A 23,197-nucleotide genomic window follows, 5' to 3' on the forward strand; every position below is an offset into this window, starting at 1 on the left:
TTCTTGTATCATACCACATCAGGTACCTGATGTCAAGCGGAAATATTACTTTTGTGGGGGCGACCACGCCAGATCGCTGGAGCCGCATGAAAACCCTACATTCCCACTTGTGCCTCCATCGGCCGCGTTGTATAATGATACGGAAAGGTAAGGAGAGACAAAACCATGCATTATTTGGATAACGCGGCGACCACGCGGGTGCTGCCGGAGGCCGCCGAGGCAGCCGTTCACGCCATGTGTGAGGAATTCGGCAATCCATCCTCGCGGCACAAAATGGGGATAGAAGCCGAGCGCCTGTTGGAAAACAGCCGCAAAACCGTGGCGGGCGCGCTGGGCGCTTTGCCGGAGGAGACCTTTTTCACCTCCTGCGGCACGGAAAGCACCAATATGGCCCTGCGCGGCGCGGCATATTTGAACCGCCATAAAAAAGGGCATATCATCGTGACCGCGATCGAGCACGCGGCGACGTTAAACACCGCGAAACAGCTTGAGGCCGAAGGCTTCCGCGTCACCTATTTAGCGCCGGATGAAACCGGACATATCCTGTCCGCCGCGCTGGAAAACGCGCTGACGGAGGATACGATTCTGCTATCCTGTCAGCTCGTCAACAACGAAATCGGCACGGTGCAGCCGGTGGACGAGTTGGGCGCGCTGCTGAAACGGCGCTGCCCTAAAGCGCTGTTCCATATTGACGCGGTGCAGGGCCTGTTCCGCGTGCCGCTGACCCCGAAAAAATGGAACTGCGATTTTATGAGCGTAAGCGGACACAAGATCGGCGCGCCCAAGGGGATTGGCGCGCTGTATGTCAAAAAAGGCGTGCGCCTGCCGCCGCTGATGTACGGCGGGGGACAGGAAAAGGGCCTGCGCCCGGGTACCGAACCGCTGCCGGGTATCGCGGCGTTTGCCAAGGCCTGCGCGCTGCGCGCCGCGCGGCTGGATGAGGACCTTGGCCCACGTGGCGGATTTGGCCGCCTATTTAAAGGAACAGGCGGCTGAAAAGCTGCCCTACGCTGTTTTCAACAGCGTTTCCGATGTGCCGCATGTACAGAATTTTTCCATACCCGGCTGTAAGAGCGAGGTCATGCTGCGCGTGCTCGAAAGCGACGGGGTGTTCGTATCCTCCGGCTCCGCCTGCTCCAAAGGCAAGCAGAGCGGCGTTTTAAGCGCCATTGGCCTGCCACGGGAACGCACGGACAGCGCGCTGCGCGTTTCGTTCGCGCCATTCAACACCAAAGCGGATGTGGACGCGCTGATAGGCGCGATCGAAAAGGGGAAAAAGCTGCTGGGACGCTGACGCGAAAGGAGCGCGACCGGTATGGAACGGATCGAATATTCAAAACGGCATTACGCAGTCTCGTTCGCAATGTGCGCGGTTTGCGCCGTTGCGCTGGGTTACCTGACGTTTGGCAGACGGTATGGCGAGATGTTTATGCCGCTGGCAGGTGGGACTGGCGTGGCGATCGGCGCGGCAATCGGCCTGCTGATCAACCGCTATATTGGTGCGCCTAAACCGGTTGAGGGTGGCGGCTGGAAACGGTTCAGCGATGCGATTATCACGATGGGCGGCACCGGCATGTTTGCGCTTAATATTTATTTGCTTTATAAAATGCCCTTACAGCCGCTGACGTGGGCTTTAACCGGGCTTTTTCTGTGGTGTGTCGCGCTGTTTGCCGCGCCGCGTCTGCGCTACGCTACCAATCCGATGCTTTACGGCGGTATTGCGACTGTCATGCTGGTTTCGGCCGCGGCATATCTTCTGGTGCTGCACCCATTGACCGCCGCGCAGGCAAAGGCGGTTGCGATTGAACAGGGCTATACCGGAACGCTGTATACGGGTTATGATCATGAGCAAACGCCCGCCGGTTGTTACGTGGTTTATGGTAAACGGGGCGGCAAGTGGTACTACCTGTACATTGATGCGCTGGACGGCGAACTGCTCTTGGCGAGTCCGGAACGATAAAGAAGGGCGAGAATATGACAAAAAAGAGGGTTTTCCATATCGGCATATCGGTAGCGATGTACCTCATCACTGGCGGCATGTGGCTTTGGCTTCGATTTTTCGCATACCGTGGAGCGCTGCCGGCGTCGTTTCTTGATACATTGTTGATATTGGTGCCTATTTTGACTGTGATGACGCTGATCCGTTCCGCGGACGGGGGACTTTCTAATATTTGGGCGAACACCCGCGTGGGCGCGGTTTTTGTATGGCTGTGCTGCGTAGCAATAGCGTTTTTGTTAGTTGAGCAACTTGGTAAAACGCGGTTCTATTTAGATGGGTGGCTTTATGCCGTGCTGCTCATCGTGGCCGGACTTGTTACGGTGGTGCCAGCACTGCATCGCTTTAACGATAGCCAGCCTCTGTTTTTTGCGCTGCTATTCGCTGCACTGCTTGTTGCCATGCTGCTGTTCCTTGCCGTTATGCGCCCCATGACGGTGCGCGGGGCTAAACAGCTGGTCGAACAGGCGGGCTACCAAAACGCGATATACCGTACCACATGGGAAGGGCCGCATGCGCATCTGATCACCTCGCACGGTATACTGGAACCGGAAAGCTTGGATGAAAATAGCTGGGGCTATTATTGGCTCAGCGCACAAAAGGGCGGGGAAGAATACGCTGTTGCCGTTTCCGTGGCCGAAGGGCGCATTTGCGCCGCTGAAAAACAGGATGGCAACGCGATTCAATACTGGTAAAGACCATGACTGACTATATATAAAGGAGTACCTATGAAGGAAGTATTATTGCTCAAATGCGGCGAGATCGTTTTAAAGGGTCTGAACCGCAAGACTTTTGAGGACCGCTTGCTGCAAAACCTCCGGCGGCGGATGAAGCAGGTCGCGGAATGCGAGATTTCGATGCGGCAATCGGTCATCTACGTCGAGGTGCCGGAAGCTGCGGACAAGGACGCCGTAATGGACTGCGCGCGGCGCGTGTTCGGGATCGCGACCATTTCGCGCGCGGCTGTTTGTGAGAAATCGCTCGACGCGGTGGTGGATTGCGCCGCGTCGTATTTGGGCGACCGCTTTGCCGCGGCAAAGACCTTTAAGGTGGAGACCAAGCGCGGCGACAAGAAATTCCCCATGACCTCTACCGAGATCAGCCAGCGCGTCGGCGGCGATCTGGCCGACCGCTTTCCGGCGGTGCGGCCCGATATGCACGGCCCCGATCTGACCGTGCATGTGGAGATTCGCGAAAACTATGCCTTTGTCCACCCCGGACCGGAGCCGGGCGCGGGCGGCATGCCCACCGGCTCGAACGGCCGCGCGGGGCTGCTGCTTTCGGGCGGCATCGATTCGCCGGTCGCGGGCTGGATGATGGCCAAGCGCGGGTTGGAGCTGGTCGGTATCCACTTTTTCAGCTATCCCTATACCTCCGAGCGCGCCAAGGAAAAGGTGCTGGAGCTGGCGCGCAAGCTCACCGCGTGGTGCGGGCGGCTGTCCGTTATGGTCGTGCCGTTCACAAAGATTCAGGAACAGATCCGCGAAAAGTGCCATGAGGAGCTGTTCACCCTCGTCATGCGCCGTTTTATGATGCGCATCGCCGAGCGGGTGGCGGAGGAATACGGCTGCGGCGCGCTCATCACGGGCGAAAGCCTTGGGCAGGTCGCTTCACAGACCATGCCGGCCATGGCGGTCACGGGCGCGGTGTGCGAGCTGCCGGTGTTCCGCCCCTGTATTGGTATGGATAAGGAGGAGATCGTGCAGATCGCGCGGCGAATCGATACCTTTGAGACCTCGATCCTGCCGTATGAGGACTGCTGCACCGTCTTTACGCCCAAGCACCCGAACACCAAGCCCAAGCTGCCCAAAATTTTAGAGGCCGAAAGCCATCTGGATGTGGACGCACTGGTGGAGGAAGCGGTAGCGGGCGTGGAGATCGTACACCTTTAAATAAATTAATTAGTAATTAGGAATTAGAAATTAGGAATTGAATGTGTCGCGCGGCGCGCGATTGATTTTATTGCGCGCTTTGCGCGCTGCCGACAACTCCTAACTCCTACTTCCTAACTCCTAATTTCCCCCGGCTTACGAACATGAATAAAACTTACTAATTACTAACTACTAATTCCTAATTAATAAACGGAGGTTTTTAAAATGAACGCAGAACTGATCGCCGTCGGCACCGAGATCCTGCTCGGCGACATCGTCAACACCGACGCGCAGCTCATCTCGCAGGGGCTGTCCGAGCTTGGAATCAACGTATTTTATCAGACCGTCGTCGGCGATAACCCGGAGCGCTTGCAGCGCGTCATTGAGGAAGCGCGCTCGCGCGCCGATATCATCATCACTACGGGCGGCCTTGGGCCGACGCTGGATGATTTGACCAAGGAAACGCTCGCGCGGGTATTTGGCAAGGAAATGGAATTGCACCAGCCCTCGCTCGACCGCATCGTCGGCTTTTTCAACAAGATCGGAAAGCCGATGACTAAGAATAACGAAAAGCAGGCGTGGCTGCCCGCGGGCTGCACGGTGTTTACCAATTTGTGGGGCACCGCGCCCGGCTGCGCGTTTGAGGCGGATGGCAAGCATGTGCTGATGCTGCCCGGGCCCCCGCGCGAATGCAACCCCATGTGGAAAGAATGCGCCATGCCGTACCTGTATCCGCTCGCGGGCGGCTGCATCGTTTCGCGCAACATCCGCGTGTTCGGCCTTGGCGAAAGCAATATGGAGACCATTCTGCACGATATGATGGCGTCCATGCAGAACCCGACCATCGCGCCCTATGCCAAAACGAGCGAATGCTTTGCCCGCGTGACCGCCAAGGCGGAGACCGTGGAGCAAGCGGAGGCGCTTTTAGAGCCGGTCGTGCGCGAGGTTTGCGAGATCCTCGGCGACGATGTGTACGGCGTGGATGTGGATTCGCTGGAACAGTGTGTGGGCGACGGCCTGCGCGCGCGCGGCATGACGCTCGCGGTGGCCGAAAGCTGCACCGGCGGCCTGCTGTCCAAGCGCATTACCGATGTGCCCGGCTGCTCGGACTATTACAAGGGCGGCGTGTGCTCGTACTCGAACGATGTGAAGATGCGCGTGCTGAACGTTTCGGCGGAAACGCTGGAAGCGAAGGGCGCGGTATCGCCCGAGGTGGCCGAGCAGATGGCGCGCGGCGTGGCCGAAGCCCTTGGGGCGGACGTCGGCGTGGGCATCACCGGCATCGCCGGGCCGGACGGCGGCACGGAGGAAAAGCCGGTCGGTCTGGTATACGTATCGGTTTATACAAGCGGCCGGTTTTTTACCCGGAAACTGCAGGGCGCAAATGGGCGCGACCGCGTGCGCAATCAGGCGGCTTCCACCGCATTGGATATGATACGTAGGAACCTGTTTACTGCGTAAAATGGGGTAAGTTGTGCGGTTTTCACACATTTCCCAACATTCCCTGTGGAAAGCAACCAAAATTCGAGCAAAAAAAGTCCGGTAATTGTGTAAAATTACTGGACTTTTTTCTTGCTATGCTGTATACTATATCTAACTAAAGTGGAAGACAGCTGTCCAAAAACGTGCGAAATGTACAAAAAGGTGCAAAATACTTACAGATTCGTGGGCTTTTGGCAGTCAAAAGGGAGAGGATAGTTATGAAGAGGAAATCCGCAGCGCCGGCAAACAAGAAGAGAGATGAACTGTTTTTCTCAGGACGTGACTGCCGTGCGTATGATTATATGGGCGCGCATCCGGATAAACGGGATGGCGAGCCCGGATACTTATTCCGTGTTTACGCGCCCGAGGCCGAAAAGGTTTCCGTCATGGGCGAATTCAACAACTGGGACCGTACGGTCGATCTTATGGAGCGGGACGAGCAGGGCATATGGGAGCTATTTATCCCGCATGTTCAGCAGTACCACGCATATAAATATAGTGTGTGGACAACATCCGGCGATATCTTTGATAAATCCGACCCGTACGGCTTCCACGCGGAGACCCGTCCGGGCAACGCCTCCAAGACCTTCGATCTGGAAGGCTACGAGTGGGGCGACGCCACGTGGATGGATTGGCGCAAGTCGCATCTTCCGTATTCCAACCCCGTCAACATCTATGAGTGCCATCTCGGTTCGTGGAAACAGCACGAGGACGGCAACTTTTACTCCTACCGCAGACTGGCGGACGAGCTGATCCCTTACGTGAAGGAGATGGGCTACACTCATATCGAATTTATGCCGCTGACCGAGTACCCGTTCGACGGCTCGTGGGGCTATCAGGTAATCGGCTATTTCGCCGCCACCTCGCGCTACGGCACGCCGCACGATCTGATGTATCTGGTCGATAAGGCGCATCAAGCGGGGCTTGGCATCATCATGGACTGGGTGCCCGCGCACTTCCCGAAGGACGGCTGCGGTCTGGTGGAGTTCGACGGCTCGTATCTGTACGAATACGCCGACCCGCTCAAGATGGAGCATAAGGAATGGGGCACCCGCGTTTTCGACTACGGCAAGGTGTCGACGCGCAACCTGCTGTTCTCCTCGGCCATGTTCTGGATTGAGCAGTTCCATATGGACGGCCTGCGGGTGGACGCGGTCGCGTCGATGCTCTACCTCGATTACAACCGACAGGGCGAGTGGAGGCCCAACATCCACGGCGGCCGCGAAAATCTGGAAGCCATCGATTTTCTCCGCATCCTGAACGAGTTTATCCTGACCGACCATCCGGACGTCATGATGATCGCCGAGGAATCCACCGCGTGGCCCATGGTCACCAAGCCGGGGTACGACGGCGGCTTGGGCTTCAACTTTAAGTGGAACATGGGCTGGATGAACGATATGCTGTGCTACTGCTCGGCCGACCCGTTCTTCCGTAAAGACATGCATGATAAGATCACCTTCTCGTTCATGTATGCCTTTTCCGAAAACTATATCCTGCCGCTTTCGCACGACGAGGTTGTGCACGGCAAAAAGTCCCTGATCGACAAAATGCCCGAGCCGTACGAAAACAAATTCGGCGGACTGCGCGCGCTGTACGGCTATATGGCCGGACACCCCGGCAAAAAGATGCTCTTCATGGGCGGCGAGTTCGGCCAGTTCTCCGAATGGGCCTATCAGCGCGGGCTGGATTGGATGCTGCTGGATTATCCGGCGCACAAGCAGCTGCAAACCTATGTGAAGGCGCTTAACCATTTCTATCTTAAGACCCCGCAACTTTGGGAACAGGATACCGATTGGCGCGGTTTTGAATGGATCGCGCACGAGGATAACCGCAACAACGTCATCGCGTTCCGCAGGGTCGCGAAGGATGGATCGGATATCATCGTTGTCGTCAACTTCTCGCCGGTCGAGCAGCCGGAGTACCGCGTCGGCGTACCGTTTGCCGGTACGTATGAAGAGCTGTTCTCCTCCGATCAAAAGGAGTTCGGCGGCGGCGATATGCTGAACGGCAAGGTCCGTTCGGAAAAGAAGCCCATGCATGGACAGGAACAGTCGATCAATATCCGCATCCCGCGCTTCGGCGTATTGTTCTTTGCGGGCAAGCCGCGTGTGCGCCGTCGAACCAAGGACGAGATCGAGCAAGCCAAGAAAGCGGCGGCAAAGACGCCCTCCAAGGCTTCGGCAAAGGCGCCGGGCAAGGCGGTATCCAAGACCGCGACCAAGGCCGTGGCCAAAACGGGCACCAAGGCCGTGGCCAAGACCGGCACCAAGGCGGTAGCCAAAACACCCACAAAGGCCGTGGCCAAAACACCTTCCAAAGCGGTCGCTAAGACCGCTACCAAGGCAGTTGCCAAAACGCCTACTAAGGCCGTGACCAAGACGGCCCCCAAAACACCGAAAGACCCGGCGGAGCAATCGCCGGAGAAATAACGCGCAATGGCAGTGAGCGCCGCTTTTTCCGCCTTCGGGCGGAGGGGCGCGCAAAATGATCTGATTTGCACAAAAAAAGGAGAGTAATCAATGTATCGGAAAAAAGAATGCGTGGCCATGCTCCTCGCGGGCGGTCAGGGCAGCCGTCTGTATGTGCTGACGAAAAACGTCGCTAAGCCCGCGGTCCCCTTCGGCGGTAAGTACCGCATCATCGATTTCCCGCTGTCCAACTGCGTCAACTCCGGCATCGACACGGTGGGCGTGCTCACCCAGTACGAGCCGCACGCCTTAAACGCCTATGTGGGCGCGGGCCAGACGTGGGACCTCGACCGCCTGCGCGGCGGCGTGTACATCCTGCCGCCGTACCAGAAGGGCAAGGCTTCTGAATGGTACAAGGGCACCGCGAACGCCATTTACCAGAACATACAGTTTATCGACGAGTACTGCCCGGAATATGTGCTCATCCTTTCGGGTGACCATATCTACAAGATGAACTACAACAAAATGCTCCAGCAGCACAAAAAGACCGGAGCGGACGCGACCATCGCCGTTCTCGACGTGCCGCTGGCGGAGGCCAGCCGTTTCGGCATCATGAACTGCAACCCGGACGGCACGATCTACGAGTTTGAGGAAAAGCCCAAGAACCCGAAATCCACGCTCGCTTCGATGGGTATTTACATCTTCTCATGGAAAAAGCTGCGCAAGTACCTGATCGACGACGAAGCCAATAAGAAATCCTCGAACGACTTCGGCAAGGATATCATCCCCGCCATGCTGGGCGACGGCGAAAAGCTGGTCTCCTACCGATTCGAGGGCTACTGGAAGGACGTTGGCACGATCGAGAGCCTGTGGGAAGCCAATATGGACCTGCTCTCGCCCAATTCCGGCCTGAACCTGTCGGATGATTCGTGGAAGATCTATGGCCGCAACAACGGCGCGCCTCCGCACTTTACCGCGAAGGACGCGGTGGTCAAGCACACGCTGGTATCCGAGGGCTGCGAGATCTCGGGCGAGGTATCCGAGTCCGTCCTCTTCTCCGACGTGCGGATCGCCAAGGGTGCAAAGGTCGAATACTCGATCCTGATGCCGGGCGCGATCGTGGAGGAAGGCGCCACTGTCCGCTACGCGATCGTGGCGGAAAACGCGGTGATCGCGCGGGACGCGATCGTCGGCGGCAGCCCGACCGAGGGCGACGTGGACAAGTGGGGCGTGGCAGTCGTGGCCGAGGGCGTGCGCATCGGACGCGGCGCGAAGCTGGGCGCCAAGGAAATGGCGGATAGCGATCTGCCGGACAAGATTTAAGGGGGCGGTAAACTATGAACAACGTATTGGGCGTCATCATTGCGTTTGACAATGACAACGATCTGCGCGAGATCACCGATCACCGCACGGTCGCGGCCGTGCCGTGGGGCGGCAGATACCGCGTAATCGACTTTATGCTATCGAACATGGTAAACTCCGGTATCTACCGTGTGGGCATTCTGATGAAGGATAAGTACCAATCCCTGATCGACCATATCGGCAACGCCAAGGATTGGGACCTGTCCCGTAAGAATTCCGGCGTTACGCTGCTGCCGCCGTATTCCTATTCTAAAAAGGCTTCGCCCCTTGTGACGGGCGAATACCGCGGCAAGATTGACGCGCTGGCCGGCGCGGTCGATTTTCTGCAAAAGAACCGTTCGGACTATGTCGTCATCGCGGACGGCGATATCGTCGCCAACGTTCCGCTGGACGATGTGATCGACCGCCACGTGAAATCGGGCGCCGACCTGACCATGGTCTGCACCAAGAAGACCAAGGATTCGCCGTATACCACCTATGTGGAGCTCAACCGCCGCAAGGAAGCGGTTGATATCCGCGTGGGCGACTCGAACGAGGGTAAGTGCAAGCATGTCGCGCTGGGCATCTATGTGATGAGCCGTCAGTACCTCATCCACCTGCTGTCGGACTGCGTCACGCATAACTGCATCCATTTCGAGCGCGAGCTCCTCACCCGCGCCCTGATCGACGGCACGGTCGCCGGGTACATTTTCTCTGAATTTGCGGTAAAGATCGAGGATACGAACGATTATTTCCAGTCCAACATGGACATGCTCGACAAGGATGTACGCGACGAGGTGTTCCTCCGCACCCGGCCCATTCTCACCCGCATCAAGGACGAGGCGCCCGCTTATTACGGCGACAAGGCCGTGGTTGAGGATTGCCTGATCGCGGATGGCTGCCACATCGAAGGCCAGATCAGAAACTGCGTGCTTTTCCGCGATGTTTTGATCGAGGAAGGCGCCGATGTGCGCGACTGTATCATCATGGAGGGCGGTCGTATTTTGAACGGCGCGTCCTTGCGCCACGTCATCACCGACCGCGGCGTGACCGTCCGCGACGGACGCACCATGATGGGCCACGAAAACTATCCGATCACCATCGCCAAGAGCTCCACGGTATAACAACTGTCCCTTGAAAGCATCACAATAATGCCAAAAACATGGCAAAATGTGTGTGATGTTCGTTCAAAATCCCCATATTGTTTGGGGATAGGATTTAGTATAATAGATGAATAGAAGCATGGGGCGCGGAAGCGGAGGATACCTACGCTTCCGCGCGGCCTTGAGGGAGGTTCGGCTCTATGAAAATCATGTATGTAACGAGCGAATGTGCGCCGTTCGTCAAGACCGGCGGTCTGGGCGATGTAGCGGGCTCGCTGCCCAAGGCGCTGGCCGCTAAGGGACATGACGTGCGCGTGTTCTGCCCGTTGTATTCCGCGATTGACGGCGGCATGCGCGAAAAGTTTTATTTTATCAAAAACGCCTATGTCCGCCTCGGCTGGCGCAATCAGTATTGCGGCGTGTTTGAATACAAGCAGGACGGCGTGACGTTTTACTTTATCGATAATGAGTATTACTTCTCGCGCGGTCAGATCTATGGCGAATATGACGATGCCGAGCGCTACGCCTACTATTCCAAGGCCGTGCTTGAGATCCTGCCCGATCTCGATTGGAAGCCGGATGTGATCAACGCCAACGATTGGCAGACCGCGCTTGTACCGGTGTATTATAACCTGATGTTCTCGTCCCGGCCGTTCTACTCGGGCATTAAAACGGTGTTTACCATCCATAATATCCAGTATCAGGGCCGCTATGGCCGCGAGATTTTGGAATATGTGCTGGGCATCGACGACGCGCATTTCCGTTCCGGCTTTATGTCGATGGACGGCGACGTCAACCTGATGAAGGCCGCGATTGTCGCGTCGAGCGCGGTGACCACCGTGTCGCCCAGCTACGCGCAGGAGATTCAGACCGAGTACTACGGCTACCGGCTCGATTCCGTGCTGCGCATGAACAGCTATAAGCTGCACGGCATTTTAAACGGCATCGATATGAACGCGTTCAACCCCATGACCGATCCCAAGCTGTTTAAAAACTACGGCCCGCGCAATCCGCAGGACAAAATGGTCAACAAGCTGGAGCTTTTGAAGCTCTGTGGGCTGGAAGGCAATGAGAACACCCCGGTCATCGGCATCGTCACGCGCTTTGTCGATCAGAAGGGCCTCGATCTCGTCGAAGCCGTGCTGCACGATCTGCTGTCGGACGACCTCCGCCTGATCGTTTTGGGCACGGGCGACTGGCGCTATGAGCAGATGTTTATCGAAGCCAAGCGCCGCTATCCGGCAAAAATATCGGCGTCCATCATGTTCTCCGGCGATCTGGCCAACCGCATTTACGCGGGCGCGGATATGTTCCTGATGCCGTCCAAGTTCGAGCCCTGCGGCCTTGCCCAGATGATCGCGCTGCGTTACGGCACCATTCCGATCGTGCGCGAGACCGGCGGCCTGAAGGACACGGTGCAGGCCTTTGTCGACTATACCGGCACGGGCAACGGCTTTACCTTCAACAGCTACAATGCGCATGATATGCTGCACGTCATCCGTGAAGCCTGCGGTGTGTTCCGCTACAACAAGGCGGCGTGGAACAAGCTGCAGCTTCAGGGCATGAAATCGGATTTCAGCTGGGGCAGCTCAGCGGATAAATACATAGAGGTCTATCAGTCCACCATGGGATAAGGGACCCGAGCAAGCGCCCTTTTGGGCGCTTGCATCGCCCGCAAAAGGGGCGAGAGATGAAATAGTGAGGAGAAATAGAAACCATGCCAAAGAAACTTTACACGAAGAATGCACTCAAGGAGGCGATCGCCGCCAAGCTGCGCCGTCATTTCGGCCGCGAGGTGGCGGACGCGTCCAAAGAGCAGGTGTACGAGGCCTGCGCGCTTGTTGTCCGCGATGCGCTGACCGAGCACATGATCGAAACGCAGCGCAAGGTAGAACGCGACGGTGAGCGTCAGGTGCACTATTTGTGCATGGAATTTTTGGTCGGCCGCAGCCTGCGCAACAATGCCTATAATCTCGGCATGCTGCCCACTCTGACCGAAGCGCTCGCGGACATGGGCTATGATATGGCCGATGTTTTTGAGGAAGAGGCCGATCCCGGCCTTGGCAACGGCGGCCTCGGCCGTCTGGCCGCCTGCTATATGGATGGCATGGCGACCACCGGCGTGCGCGGCACCGGCTATTCGATCCGTTATGAACACGGTATTTTTAAGCAGAAAATCGAAAACGGCGAACAGATCGAGCTGCCGGATTCTTGGCTCGCTTCGGGCGATGTGTGGCACATCCCCGCGATGGACGATACGCGCGAAGTCCGCATCGGCGGTACGGTCAATTCGTATTTCGACGAATCGGGCAAGCTTGTGGTAGAGTACCATGATTACACGCCCGTGCTCGCCGTGCCGTACGATATGCCGATCTCGGGCTATGATACGGATAACATCGCCCGCCTGCGCCTTTGGGAAGCAAAAAGCCCGATCGCGCTCGATATGAAGCTTTTCTCCTCCGGCGAATACCTTAAGGCGCTGGAAAAACATGCCATGGCCGAAACCATTTCCATGGTGCTCTATCCCGAGGATAACCACCGCGAAGGTCAGTCGCTGCGCCTGAAGCAGCAGTATTTTCTGGTTTCTGCTACCATTCAGGATATCTGCGCCAAGCACAAGGCCAAGTATAAGACGCTCGCGAACTTTGCGCACAAGCATGTGCTGCACATCAACGATACCCACCCGACCCTTGTCATCCCGGAACTGATGCGCATCCTGATGGATGAAAACGATATGACGTGGGAGCAGGCGTGGAACATCGTTTCGCAGTCCGTCGCTTACACCAACCACACCGTTATGCCCGAGGCGCTGGAGTGCTGGCCGATCTCGCTCATGACCGAGCTGATGCCCCGCATCATGCAGATCGTCTATGAGATCAACGAGCGTTTCTGCAAGGAGCTTTGGGACTTCTTCCCGAACGATTTCCAGAAAATCTCTAAGCTTGCCATCGTGTCGGACGGCATCGTGCGCATGGCGAATCTTGCCATCGCGGGTTCGTTCTCGGTCAACGGCGTTTCCGCGCTGCACTCCGAGATCCTCAAGGAGCGCGTCTTTAACGACTTTTACACCATTTACCCGGCCAAGTTCCGCAATGTCACCAATGGTATCGCGCACCGCCGCTGGCTGTGCGAGGCCAACCCGGAACTGACCGAGCTGATCACCGATAAGATCGGTCAGGGCTTTATCACCCATCCGTCCGAATTGCAGGTGCTGGCGAACTTCGGCGATGATAAGGATCTGCTGAATCAGCTGGGCGAGATCAAGCGCCGCAACAAGGAACGCCTTGCCGCCTATATCAAGGAGCACAACGGCATCGAGGTCAATATGAACTCGATCTTCGACGTACAGGCCAAGCGCCTGCACGAGTACAAGCGGCAGATGCTCAACCTGCTTCACATCATCGCGCTGTACCACCGCTTGAAGGATGATCCGCGCCAAAGCTTCGTGCCGCGTACGTTTATCTTCGGTTCCAAGGCGGCGCCCGGCTACGCGGTCGCGAAAAAGACCGTTCGTCTGATCAATTCCATTGCGAATATGATCAATAACGATCCCGTAATCGGCGACAAGCTCAAGGTCGTTTTCCTTGAGGATTACAAGGTCTCGCTGGCCGAAGTGCTTATGCCGGCGGCCGAGGTCTCTGAGCAGATTTCGATCGCGGGCAAGGAAGCTTCCGGCACGGGCAACATGAAGTTCATGATGAACGGCGCGCTCACCATCGGCACGATGGACGGCGCGAACGTCGAAATCTGCGAAGCCGTGGGCGAAGAAAATATCTTCATCTTCGGCATGGAAACGCCGGAAGCGGAGGCGCTCGCGGCATCCGGTTCCTACAACCCGATGCTAATCTATCAGAACGATCCCACGCTCAAGCGCGTGATGGATCATATGATCTCCGGCTTTGGCGACGGCGTGGATTACACCGACCTTGCCAACCTGCTGCTGCACGGCGCGGGCGGTCAGGCGGATCGCTATATGAGCTTCAAGGATTTCGGGGCGTATGCCGCCGCGCAGGATCGCGTTTCGCAGATGTACCTCCGCCCGGAAAACTGGAACTATATGTCGCTCATGAATATCGCGAACTCCGGCCGTTTTGCGGCGGACCGTTCGGTTGCGGAATACGCGCAGAACATCTGGCGCGTCAAGACCAACTTCGCATTTTAAAAGAGAAGTACCGGCCAATTTGGCCGGTACTTTTTTGCGTAGAGGGGTCGCTGCGCGCACGATTTGGATGCGCGGCGGTAACCGCGAAGGGCTAGGAGGTTCGCTTCGCTCATAATTTAAATGCGCGGCGGTAGCCGCGGACGGCCGGGTGAGGTCACCCGGCCCTACGACGCAAGCATCAAAGTAGGGCGGGGTGACCCCACCCCGCCGTTCGCCGTTGCAATAAACCGCGACCCGTGCCATGCAAATTTTGCCTGAAAACGAACCAAATTTGCCAGAGGGCTTGACAAACCGAGTTATTTGTGCGGTTCCGCTTCTTGATAATGCGGGCAAGCTGGGGCATCCTCATGGCGCAGCTTGATGCGCGGATAGACACAATGCCCGCTGGGGGTTATGGTGTATCGATCTTTGGTTAGTCTGATATAATGCTGATAAAAATACTTGCAAGTTTTGCAAATTGCTTCTTTCATATGCGTCACCTCGCTTTCTAGTATAGTGCTGAACTGGAAGAAAGCATAGTGTCGTTATATCGACCCTGTATACCAAAAGCTTTTTGTGCACTATGCCCACGTGACAGAAAAAGCGCTTTGTGATAGACTATTCATTAGTCCCAACCCGGACTAATGGAGGGCTTATGAAAACACCTATTGAAAAGAATTTCTGGCGGTTTGTACTGCCAAGTATGTTTACCATGCTGCTCAGCGGCCTATATACAATCGTGGACGGCTTTTTTGTCGGCCACGCGGTGGGCGATGTGGGCTTGGCCGCGATTGGGCTGGTTTGGCCGGTCGCGGCGGTGCTGATGGCGCTGGGCGTTGGTTTGGGCGCGGGCGGCTCGGTAATGGTCGCCGCGGCGCGGGGCGCGGGCGAGGAGGAGCAGGCCGCGCGGGCGCGGGGCAACGCCATGGTGCTGCTCGCGCTGGCGGGCGTTGCCAGCGCGGTCGTCTTAGTACCCGCCTGCGGCGCGCTGGCAAAATTGCTCGGCGCGGAGGGCGAAGTATATGAGGCGGCGGTGGCCTATCTGCGCATCATCGCCATGGGCGGCGGGATGCAGGTGCTGGGCGCGGGGTTAACGCCGCTGATTCGCGGCGAGGGCCGCACGGTAGCGGCCATGTGCATCATGGGCGGCGGTCTGGTCACCAATATCCTGCTGGACTGGACGTTTACCATGGCGCTGCCGTGGGGGCTTGGGGGCGCGGCCATGGCCACGGTGCTGGCGCAGGCGGTCACGGCCGCCGCCGCGCTGTGCTTCCTGCTGCCGCGTCTGAAACCGCGGGATTTTAAACCGGAACCACGGCTGATACGGCGCACGGCGGCCACCGCCGTAGCGCCCTTCGGTTTGTCGCTGATGCCCAACCTGATCACCGTGATGAGCAACTTCCAGTGCCTGCATTACGGCGGCGATACGGCGGTCGCGGCGTATTCGGTGGCCAATTACTTTGTCGCTTCGGCGATCCTGCTGATCTCCGGCGTGGGCGAGGGGTTACAGCCCCTTGTCAGCTACGCCCACGGCGCGGCCGATACGCGGGGCAAGCGCGCGCTTCTGCGCCGGGGGATCGGGGCCGTGCTCGCGTGCGGCCTGCTGTTCGCGCTGGTCACGCTGCCCGCCCGCACGCTGCTGCCGCAGTTATTTGCCGCTTCGGACGAGGTAGCCGGTCTGCTGCGCACCGCCATGCCGGTGTTCGGCGCGGCGTTCCCGCTGCTCGCGGTGGGTAAGCTGTTTATTTCGTATTTCTACGCGTCCGGGCACACGCTTTGGTCGTCTCTGCTCGTTTACGGCGATCCGCTGGTGTTTACGCCGGTGGCGCTGCTGATTTTGCCGCGCTGGGGCGGGCTCACGGGCGTATGGGCGGCGCTGCCCATGGCGCAGGCGCTGGTGCTCATGCTCTTGGCGGTGCTGCTGGCCCGGGATAAAATAAGCAAAAAGGGGGCAGGTTATGATGCAGTCGCTCGATCAGAGTATTGACCGGTATTATGAAAGCTGGTTCGGTATCAACGCCGCCTATGATAAGTGGGCCGCGCAAAACGGCATCGCCACAAACGCGCTGTATGTCCTGCTTGCCCTGAACGATCAGCAGGAGCCGCTGCCCCAGCGCGCGATCTGCCTGCGGATGCAGCTTTCCAAGCAGACCGTGTCCGGCGTGATCGAGGGGTTTGTCAAAAAAGGCTATGTCACAAGCACGCCCGCGCCGGACGACAGGCGACAGAAAAACGTCGTGCTGACAGCGGCGGGGCGGCGCTATGCCGAAACGGTTTGCGGGGCGCTGCGTGAATTTGAACGGCGCGCGATGGGCGATCTGACCGCCAAGCAGCGTCAGGCGCTGGTGGCGGGCAGCGAATGCCTGTGCGCCGCGCTGCGCCGTGCGCTGGAATTGTAGTTTTTTCACACAGAAGGGTTTCAAAATCGATCGAAACTGCGGTTTCGATCGATTTTTGTTTACCGGACGGCCGCGCTGTGCTATAATGATATACAGAGTAATCTGGCCTGCTATGGTTTTACGGGCCATGTTAAATATGAGTTTTACTGGGGGAAACGTATTGAAAACCATTCCCGACTGCATGTATCATTCCCGCGATTTAGCCTGCAAAACGCCGTACGGAGCGGCGCCCGCCGGCAAACCCGTTGTTTTTTCCGCTTATCCGGAACGCGCGCGCGGCACGGCCCATGCGACCCTGTGGATCGAGGAGGACGGCGGCGTGGCGCGCAGCCTGCCCATGCGTTGGCACGGCATTTTTGGCGAGCGCGACCGGTACAGCGTTCAGTTTACGCCCGAGCATCCCGGACTTTATTGGTATTACTTTACCATTGAAATGTCGGACGGTCCGCATTACTGCATGCGCGGCTACGGCGGCCGGTGCGAGCTGCTCGATAATATCGGAGATAAATACCAGCTTACGGTGTACGACCCGGATTACAAGGTGCCCGCTTGGTTCGGCGAGGGCATTTCGTACAATATTTTTCCGGACCGCTTCTGCCGCGACCGCGTGCCGGTCCAGCCCGAGGGCGAGGGCATCGCCCCGCGCGTGCTGCACGAAAACTGGGACGACATCCCCGCTTATAAGCCCGATGAGAACGGAGAGATCCTCAATAACGATTTCTTCGGCGGAACGCTGCGCGGCGTGATCGACAAGCTGGATTATTTGGAAAGCCTAAACGTGCGCACCATCTATTTCAACCCGATCTTTCAGGCCTATTCCAACCACCGCTATGATACCGGCGATTACAAGCGGATCGATCCCCTGCTGGGCAGCGAGGAGATCTTTGTCGAGCTGTGCCGCAAAGCCAAGGCGCGCGGCATGCGCGTCGTGCTGGACGGCGTTTTCAACCATACCGGGTTTGACAGCCGCTACTTCAACGGCCGCGGCCGGTATGAAGGCCTTGGCGCGCACCAATCCAAGGATTCGCCGTATTACGGCTGGTATGACTTCCAATCGTGGCCCGACAAGTATTCCTCTTGGTGGGGCATTTACACGCTCCCGCAGGTGCGCGAAATGGATGAGGATTATCTAAACTATATCATTGAGGACGAGGACAGCGTCATCCGCCGGTACCTGCGCCTTGGCGCGTCCGGCTGGCGGCTGGATGTGGCCGACGAACTGCCGGATTCGTTCATACGCCGCCTGAACGCGGCCGCGCGCCGTGAAAAGGACGATGCGCTCGTCATCGGCGAAGTGTGGGAGGACGCCTCCAACAAGATCGCCTATTCCGAACGCCGCCGCTATTTGCACGGCGGCGAGCTGGACAGCGTGATGAACTACCCGCTGCGGGACGCGATCCTCGCGTTTCTGAACGGCGGCACGGCGGAGCACTTTGCCGAAACCATGGAGTGCGTGCGCGAAAACTACCCGCGCGCCGTGTTTTATAACCTGATGAACATCATCGGCACGCACGATACCGCGCGGGCGCTGACCGTGCTCGGCGCGCCCGAGGAGCTTTGGAACGCCGGCCGCGAGGAACGCGCGCAGTACGAGCTGCCGCCCGAGCGATTGGCCGCGGCCAAGGCGCGGCTTAAGCTGGCCGCCGTGCTGCAATTCACCATGCCGGGCTCGCCCACGATCTACTATGGGGACGAAGCCGGCCGGCAGGGCTTTGAGGACCCCTTCAATCGCCGCACCTATCCGTGGGGCGCGGAGGACCGCGAGCTTTTAAGCTTTTACCGCAACCTGTGCAATATCCGCGCCCACAGCGATACGTTGGCGCGGGGCGATCTGAAATTCCTGAAATCGTACGGCAGCCTGCTTCAGTTCGAGCGCAAGGGGCCGCAGTCGCGCATGCTGATTATGGTCAACCGCGGCTATCAGGATGTGCGCACCTATATCGACGCGGTGTACGCGATCGATCTGCTTTCCGGCGAGGAATTCGACCATGCGGACAGCAAGGGCGTGCGCATCACGGTACCGGCGGAGACCGCGTATATCCTGCGCTGCTTCGGCAACCCGTAAAAGGAGAAATTAAAGATGGATTTTACAGAAAAACAGCTTTCCGCCCAGTATTTCTTTGAAGGACGCATCATGAAGGCGCGCTTGGACGAAGTGCTGCTGCCCAACGGTAAAAAGGCCCGCCGCGAGGTGTGCGAGCATGTCGGCGGCGTCGGCGTGCTGCCGATCGACGGGGACGGCAATATTATTTTGGTGCGGCAGTTCCGCTATCCGTACGAAACGACCCTGCTGGAGATTCCGGCGGGCAAGCTGGACCACGGGGCGGAGGACCAAGCGGCCTGCGGCGCGCGCGAGCTGCGCGAGGAGACCGGCTGCACGGCGGGGCGCATTGTGCCGCTCGGCGCGCAGTACCCGTCGCCCGGGTTTCTGACCGAGGTCGTCTATCTGTTTGCCGCGCTCGACCTGACCGAGGGCGAGATGCAGCCGGACGACGATGAGTTCGTCGAGACCGTGCGCCTGCCGATCGGCGAGGTGGAGCGTATGATCCTCGCGGACGAGATACGGGACGCGAAAACCATCGTGGCAATGTACCGCGCAAGGCTCGCGGGGCTGTTTTGACCGAAACATTTGGCGTGCGGCGAAAAGCGGAGGTTTTACAACATGGAAAAGAAAACGATTCTGGTGGTCGAGGATGAAAAGGCGATCGCCGATATCCTAGTGTTCAATCTGGAACGCGAGGGCTATGCAACGCTCGCCGCATACGATGGAAACGACGGCCTGCGCCTCGCGCAGGAGGGCGCGCCCGATCTGATTCTGCTGGACGTGATGCTGCCCGGTATCGACGGGTTCGAGGTGTGCAAACGGGTGCGGGCCGATTCGGATACGCCGATCATCATGCTCACCGCCCGCGAGGAAGAAACCGACAAGGTCATGGGGCTGGAGCTCGGCGCGGATGATTATATCACCAAGCCGTTTTCCATGCGCGAACTGATGGCCCGCGTCAAGGCCAACATGCGCCGCACCCTTTCGGGGGAGGAACGCGAAAAGCAGCCCGCGCAGCAGGGCGGCGGCCTGCGTATCTCGCAGGAAAACGGCATGGTATATAAAAACAGCCGCGCGCTTGAGCTTTCCGCGCGTGAATTCGATATCCTCTGCTTTCTGGCGCAGGCGCCCGGCAAGGTGTTTTCCCGCGAGGAATTGATGGAAAAGGTTTGGGGCTATGAGTACTACGGCGATCTGCGCGCCGTCGACGTGGCGATCCGTCGCCTGCGTGAAAAGGTGGAGGATCAGCCGGCCAGCCCGCGCTACGTGATGACCAAGCGCGGTATGGGTTATTATTTTGCGGACGAGGGGTAACAGATGTTTCGATCGTTGCATATGAAGCTGGTGCTGATTCTAGTGCTGCTCATCGTTTCGGTGATGGCGGTCGTCGGCACGTTTCTGATCAACAGCGTTTCCACCTATTTTTTAGAGGATTTCAGCACGCAGGTAGACCGTGTGTTCAATGAAGAGGACACCATGCGCTCGCTGCAGGAAAGCGCCGCGCAAAAGGGCTGGGAAGGGCTGGACGAGGTCCTTTCCGTGCTCGCCCCCCGGCTCGGCGTCAACAACACCTCGCGCAACTATTACGTACTGGACAGCGCGGGGCAGTTTAAAAGCGGCTCCAACGCCATTCTCGGCGCGGAAATGACGCGCACGAGCAATATCGTGGCCGCCATGGCCGGCGAGGTGGGCGACCGCAGCGCGGTCTCGGGCAACGTGATGGACGTCGCCATCCCGATCGACGCGGGCGGCGAGCGCTACATCGTGTACATCGCGGATGATAAGCGGGATGTTTCCGAGCTGTCGGGCCGCTTTTTCTCGACCGTCATGCAGGCGATGATGTTCGGTCTGGTGGTCGCCATTCTGCTTTCGTTCCTGCTCTCCAAAACCATCACCACCCCGATCGAGCGCATCACCGAGGGCGCCAAGAGCATCGCGGAGGGCAACTTCGATCAAACGCTGGGCGTACAGTCCGCCGATGAGATCGGCGAGCTGACCAGCTCGTTCAACTACATGGCAAAGACCCTGAAAAGCACGGTGGGCGAGGTGCAGGGCGAGCGCGACAAGCTTTCCACCCTGTTTTTGCACATGACGGACGGCGTCGCAGCCTTCACCACTTCGGGCAAGCTGATCCATATGAACCCCGCGACCGAGAACATGCTCGGCATCCGCTTTGAGGAAAACCTGACCTTTGACGAGATATTTGCCGATCTGAACATGCCCGACTCGGACGAGACCGCCATGCGTTCGTTCATGACGAGCGAGATCACGCGCTTCGGCCGCGTGCTTTCGGTCACGCTCGCGCCCTACGGCGCGCTGGACGGCGAGGGCGGCGTGATCGCCGTCATCCACGATATCACCGAGCAGCGCAAGCTGGACGAGGCGCGCCGCGAATTCGTGGCCAACGTTTCACACGAGCTGCGCACGCCGCTTACCAATATCCGTTCCTATACCGAGACCCTGACCGACGCCGCGGGCGAGCTGCCGATCGAGACCGAAAAGCAGTTCCTCGGCGTTATTTCCAGCGAGACCGACCGCATGACCCGCATCGTCACCGATCTGCTCACGCTGTCCAAGCTCGATTACGGGCGCATGGATCTGCGTATGACGCGGTTTTCGCTGCGCGATATGCTGCGCGGCGTGTCCAAGGCCATGCGCCTGAACGCGGAGGAGAACGGCCATACCCTGATCGACGAGCTGCCGGACGATCTGCCCCGCGTGGTGGCCGATCGCGAGCGGATCGAGCAGGTGGTGATCAATATCCTGTCGAACGCGGTCAAATATACGCCAAAGGGCGGCCATATCCATCTGTCCGCCTGTACGCTGTCGGGGGACCGCGTGCGTATCACGGTGGAGGACGACGGCATCGGCATTCCCAAGGAGGATGTGCCGCGCCTGTTTGAACGCTTCTACCGCGTCGATAAGGCGCGCTCCCGCGCGGCGGGCGGCACCGGCCTTGGGCTCGCGATCGCCAAGGAGATCATCGAGCAGCATGAAGGCAAGATCGCGCTCGCAAGCGAGTACGGCAAGGGCACGATCGTGACTATCACCCTGCCGACGAACCTGAAGCCGACCGAGGAGGGAGCCGTATGACCGGGGCCAGCCACTCGGCGGGGAACACAGCGAAAAATATCCTGCTGGTGGCGCTGGTGGTGCTGCTCGGCGTTTTGTGCGCGGCGTGCTGGCTCACCGCGCTGAACGTATCGCAGATGTCCGCGAACAACCCGCTGCGCCGCGTATACGATCAGCTTTCCGGCGGCGCCGTCGGGTATGAGCTGCGCTCTTCCGGCATCGCGGCGGCGGAGCCGGTGCAGATGGCGATCACCGTGGACGGCAAGCTGACGGGCGTGCAGTATAATCTGGCCGATCTGGAAGCCGGATTAGAGGCCGCCAGCCCGCTTTGGGCCGAGGTGCTGGGTTCCGCCGTGCAGTTAAACGAAACGGACGATCAAACGCTTGCCGCGGCCCTTGCCGGGGGCGACGCCGCGCTGCTGCGCTACCACGGCGCGATCCGCGTGCCTGTCTTGGCCGGCTGGCTGGGCGGATCGTCGAATCTGAACATCGCGGCGGAAACGCTTGTGTATACGGAAAGCGAGGGCCTGCTGTTTATCCGCACCGGAGAAGGGGAACTGTACTCCGCGCCCGCGAAAGTGAGCGCGGACACGATACAGCGCGCCAAGGAGAGCTTCCGCGGCACGGTCTGCGAATTTTCCGGCAGCGCGTACGCGGTCTATCCGGAAACGCTATTGTTCGATCAGGGCGTCATGACCCTGCCGCGCCTCAAGGCGACCGCGCTCGACCTGTTTGACGCACAGGGCGGCGGCAGCCTGCAAACGCTGCTGAACGCGTTCCAGTATACGCCCTATGTGCGCTCCTATGCCGAGCAGGATGGCAAGAGCAAGGTCTTTGCGGACGATGTGTCGACCATGCGCGTTTACGCGGATGGCCTGACGCAGTATACCGCCTCCGGCGAAAGCGGCGCGATCTCCGCGTACGACCGGGGCGAGGCCGAAGGTCTTGCCTCGTTGGACGCGCAGCTCGACTGCGCGCGCACCGTGCTCGACACCGCGCTGCGCGCGGTGGAAGCGGAAACGCGCGCGTCGCTCTGCGGCGTGCAGCAGGAGGATGGTGTGACCACGCTCAGCTTTGTGCAGACCTATAACGGCGTGCCGATTCTGGGCGAGACCGATTTTGCCACCTTTGTGTTCCGCGAAGGGGCGCTTCTTTCGGCTTCGCTCCATCTGCAGCGGTTCGAGGCGGAGGACGTGCGGCAGGGCGTCATGCCCGCCAGACAGGCCGCCGCCGCGTCGGACGGCTCGGCGCGCGAACTGATCGTCGCCTATCGCGAGCAGGACGGGGTCTATGTGCCCGGCCGTTATTATTTGAAGTGATCAGAAGGGAGGCAGCGCCGC

19 protein-coding genes are annotated in these 23,197 nt (G+C 58.8%); 18 read left to right on the forward strand and 1 reads right to left on the reverse strand.

Going from position 1 to position 23,197, the window contains the following annotated elements:
* The first annotated feature begins 165 nt into the window (after positions 1 to 165).
* From RWV98_RS01740 to RWV98_RS01790, 11 genes are all read left to right on the forward strand, one after another.
* Positions 166 to 996, forward strand: coding sequence for a cysteine desulfurase family protein (locus RWV98_RS01740; protein ID WP_317863362.1), 831 nt, complete (start codon positions 166 to 168; stop codon positions 994 to 996).
* Positions 956 to 1,294 (forward strand): aminotransferase class V-fold PLP-dependent enzyme, encoded by a 339-nt coding sequence (locus RWV98_RS01745; RefSeq protein WP_317863364.1) that lies wholly within the window; start codon positions 956 to 958, stop codon positions 1,292 to 1,294. The genes RWV98_RS01740 and RWV98_RS01745 overlap by 41 nt, the downstream gene beginning before the upstream one ends.
* Before the next feature lie 21 nt (positions 1,295 to 1,315).
* Positions 1,316 to 1,960, forward strand: a complete 645-nt coding sequence (locus RWV98_RS01750; RefSeq protein WP_317863366.1) for a PepSY domain-containing protein — start codon at positions 1,316 to 1,318, stop codon at positions 1,958 to 1,960.
* Between the two features lie 14 nt (positions 1,961 to 1,974).
* Positions 1,975 to 2,691 (forward strand): hypothetical protein, encoded by a 717-nt coding sequence (locus RWV98_RS01755; protein WP_317863367.1) that lies wholly within the window; start codon positions 1,975 to 1,977, stop codon positions 2,689 to 2,691.
* Positions 2,692 to 2,724: 33 nt separating this feature from the next.
* Positions 2,725 to 3,888 (forward strand): tRNA uracil 4-sulfurtransferase ThiI, encoded by a 1,164-nt coding sequence (gene thiI / locus RWV98_RS01760; protein WP_280961604.1) that lies wholly within the window; start codon positions 2,725 to 2,727, stop codon positions 3,886 to 3,888.
* A gap of 204 nt (positions 3,889 to 4,092) precedes the next feature.
* A complete protein-coding gene (locus RWV98_RS01765) occupies positions 4,093 to 5,328 on the forward strand; it encodes a competence/damage-inducible protein A (protein WP_317863370.1) in 1,236 nt (411 codons plus the stop codon).
* A 239-nt stretch (positions 5,329 to 5,567) separates the two neighbouring features.
* The gene (gene glgB / locus RWV98_RS01770; protein WP_317863372.1) at positions 5,568 to 7,778 is read left to right on the forward strand and encodes a 1,4-alpha-glucan branching protein GlgB; all 2,211 of its coding nucleotides are present in this window, start codon (positions 5,568 to 5,570) and stop codon (positions 7,776 to 7,778) included.
* A gap of 90 nt (positions 7,779 to 7,868) precedes the next feature.
* On the forward strand, positions 7,869 to 9,080 hold the full coding sequence (locus tag RWV98_RS01775; RefSeq protein ID WP_280961607.1) for a glucose-1-phosphate adenylyltransferase: 1,212 nt from the start codon (positions 7,869 to 7,871) through the stop codon (positions 9,078 to 9,080).
* 14 nt (positions 9,081 to 9,094) lie between these two features.
* A complete protein-coding gene (gene glgD, locus RWV98_RS01780) occupies positions 9,095 to 10,222 on the forward strand; it encodes a glucose-1-phosphate adenylyltransferase subunit GlgD (RefSeq protein WP_317863374.1) in 1,128 nt (375 codons plus the stop codon).
* A gap of 179 nt (positions 10,223 to 10,401) precedes the next feature.
* The gene (gene glgA / locus RWV98_RS01785) at positions 10,402 to 11,835 is read left to right on the forward strand and encodes a glycogen synthase GlgA (RefSeq protein ID WP_317863375.1); all 1,434 of its coding nucleotides are present in this window, start codon (positions 10,402 to 10,404) and stop codon (positions 11,833 to 11,835) included.
* A gap of 83 nt (positions 11,836 to 11,918) precedes the next feature.
* Positions 11,919 to 14,363, forward strand: a complete 2,445-nt coding sequence (locus RWV98_RS01790) for a glycogen/starch/alpha-glucan phosphorylase (RefSeq protein ID WP_317863377.1) — start codon at positions 11,919 to 11,921, stop codon at positions 14,361 to 14,363.
* A gap of 296 nt (positions 14,364 to 14,659) precedes the next feature.
* Here the strand turns inward: RWV98_RS01790 and RWV98_RS01795 are convergent, their stop codons facing one another.
* A complete protein-coding gene (locus RWV98_RS01795; RefSeq protein ID WP_317863379.1) occupies positions 14,660 to 14,833 on the reverse strand; it encodes a hypothetical protein in 174 nt (57 codons plus the stop codon).
* A gap of 164 nt (positions 14,834 to 14,997) precedes the next feature.
* Between RWV98_RS01795 and RWV98_RS01800 the strand changes: the two genes are divergently transcribed.
* From RWV98_RS01800 to RWV98_RS01830, 7 genes are all read left to right on the forward strand, one after another.
* Positions 14,998 to 16,329: an MATE family efflux transporter gene (locus RWV98_RS01800; RefSeq protein ID WP_317863381.1), complete on the forward strand. Its 1,332-nt coding sequence runs from the start codon at positions 14,998 to 15,000 to the stop codon at positions 16,327 to 16,329.
* Positions 16,301 to 16,741 carry a MarR family winged helix-turn-helix transcriptional regulator gene (locus tag RWV98_RS01805; RefSeq protein WP_317863383.1) on the forward strand — a complete coding sequence of 147 codons (441 nt, stop codon included), beginning with the start codon at positions 16,301 to 16,303 and terminating at the stop codon, positions 16,739 to 16,741. The genes RWV98_RS01800 and RWV98_RS01805 overlap by 29 nt, the downstream gene beginning before the upstream one ends.
* Positions 16,742 to 16,901: 160 nt before the next feature.
* The gene (locus RWV98_RS01810) at positions 16,902 to 18,806 is read left to right on the forward strand and encodes a glycoside hydrolase family 13 protein (protein WP_317863385.1); all 1,905 of its coding nucleotides are present in this window, start codon (positions 16,902 to 16,904) and stop codon (positions 18,804 to 18,806) included.
* Positions 18,807 to 18,821: 15 nt separating this feature from the next.
* The gene (locus tag RWV98_RS01815; RefSeq protein WP_280963176.1) at positions 18,822 to 19,361 is read left to right on the forward strand and encodes an NUDIX domain-containing protein; all 540 of its coding nucleotides are present in this window, start codon (positions 18,822 to 18,824) and stop codon (positions 19,359 to 19,361) included.
* 42 nt (positions 19,362 to 19,403) lie between these two features.
* Positions 19,404 to 20,099 carry a response regulator transcription factor gene (locus RWV98_RS01820; protein WP_280963177.1) on the forward strand — a complete coding sequence of 232 codons (696 nt, stop codon included), beginning with the start codon at positions 19,404 to 19,406 and terminating at the stop codon, positions 20,097 to 20,099.
* A gap of 3 nt (positions 20,100 to 20,102) precedes the next feature.
* Positions 20,103 to 21,878 carry a cell wall metabolism sensor histidine kinase WalK gene (locus tag RWV98_RS01825; RefSeq protein ID WP_280963178.1) on the forward strand — a complete coding sequence of 592 codons (1,776 nt, stop codon included), beginning with the start codon at positions 20,103 to 20,105 and terminating at the stop codon, positions 21,876 to 21,878.
* On the forward strand, positions 21,875 to 23,176 hold the full coding sequence (locus RWV98_RS01830) for a hypothetical protein (protein WP_317863388.1): 1,302 nt from the start codon (positions 21,875 to 21,877) through the stop codon (positions 23,174 to 23,176). The genes RWV98_RS01825 and RWV98_RS01830 overlap by 4 nt, the downstream gene beginning before the upstream one ends.
* Positions 23,177 to 23,197: the final 21 nt, after the last annotated feature.

It is taken from the genome of Agathobaculum sp. NTUH-O15-33 (genome assembly GCF_033193315.1).
GTDB classification, from domain to species: Bacteria; Bacillota; Clostridia; order Oscillospirales; family Butyricicoccaceae; genus Agathobaculum; species Agathobaculum faecihominis_A.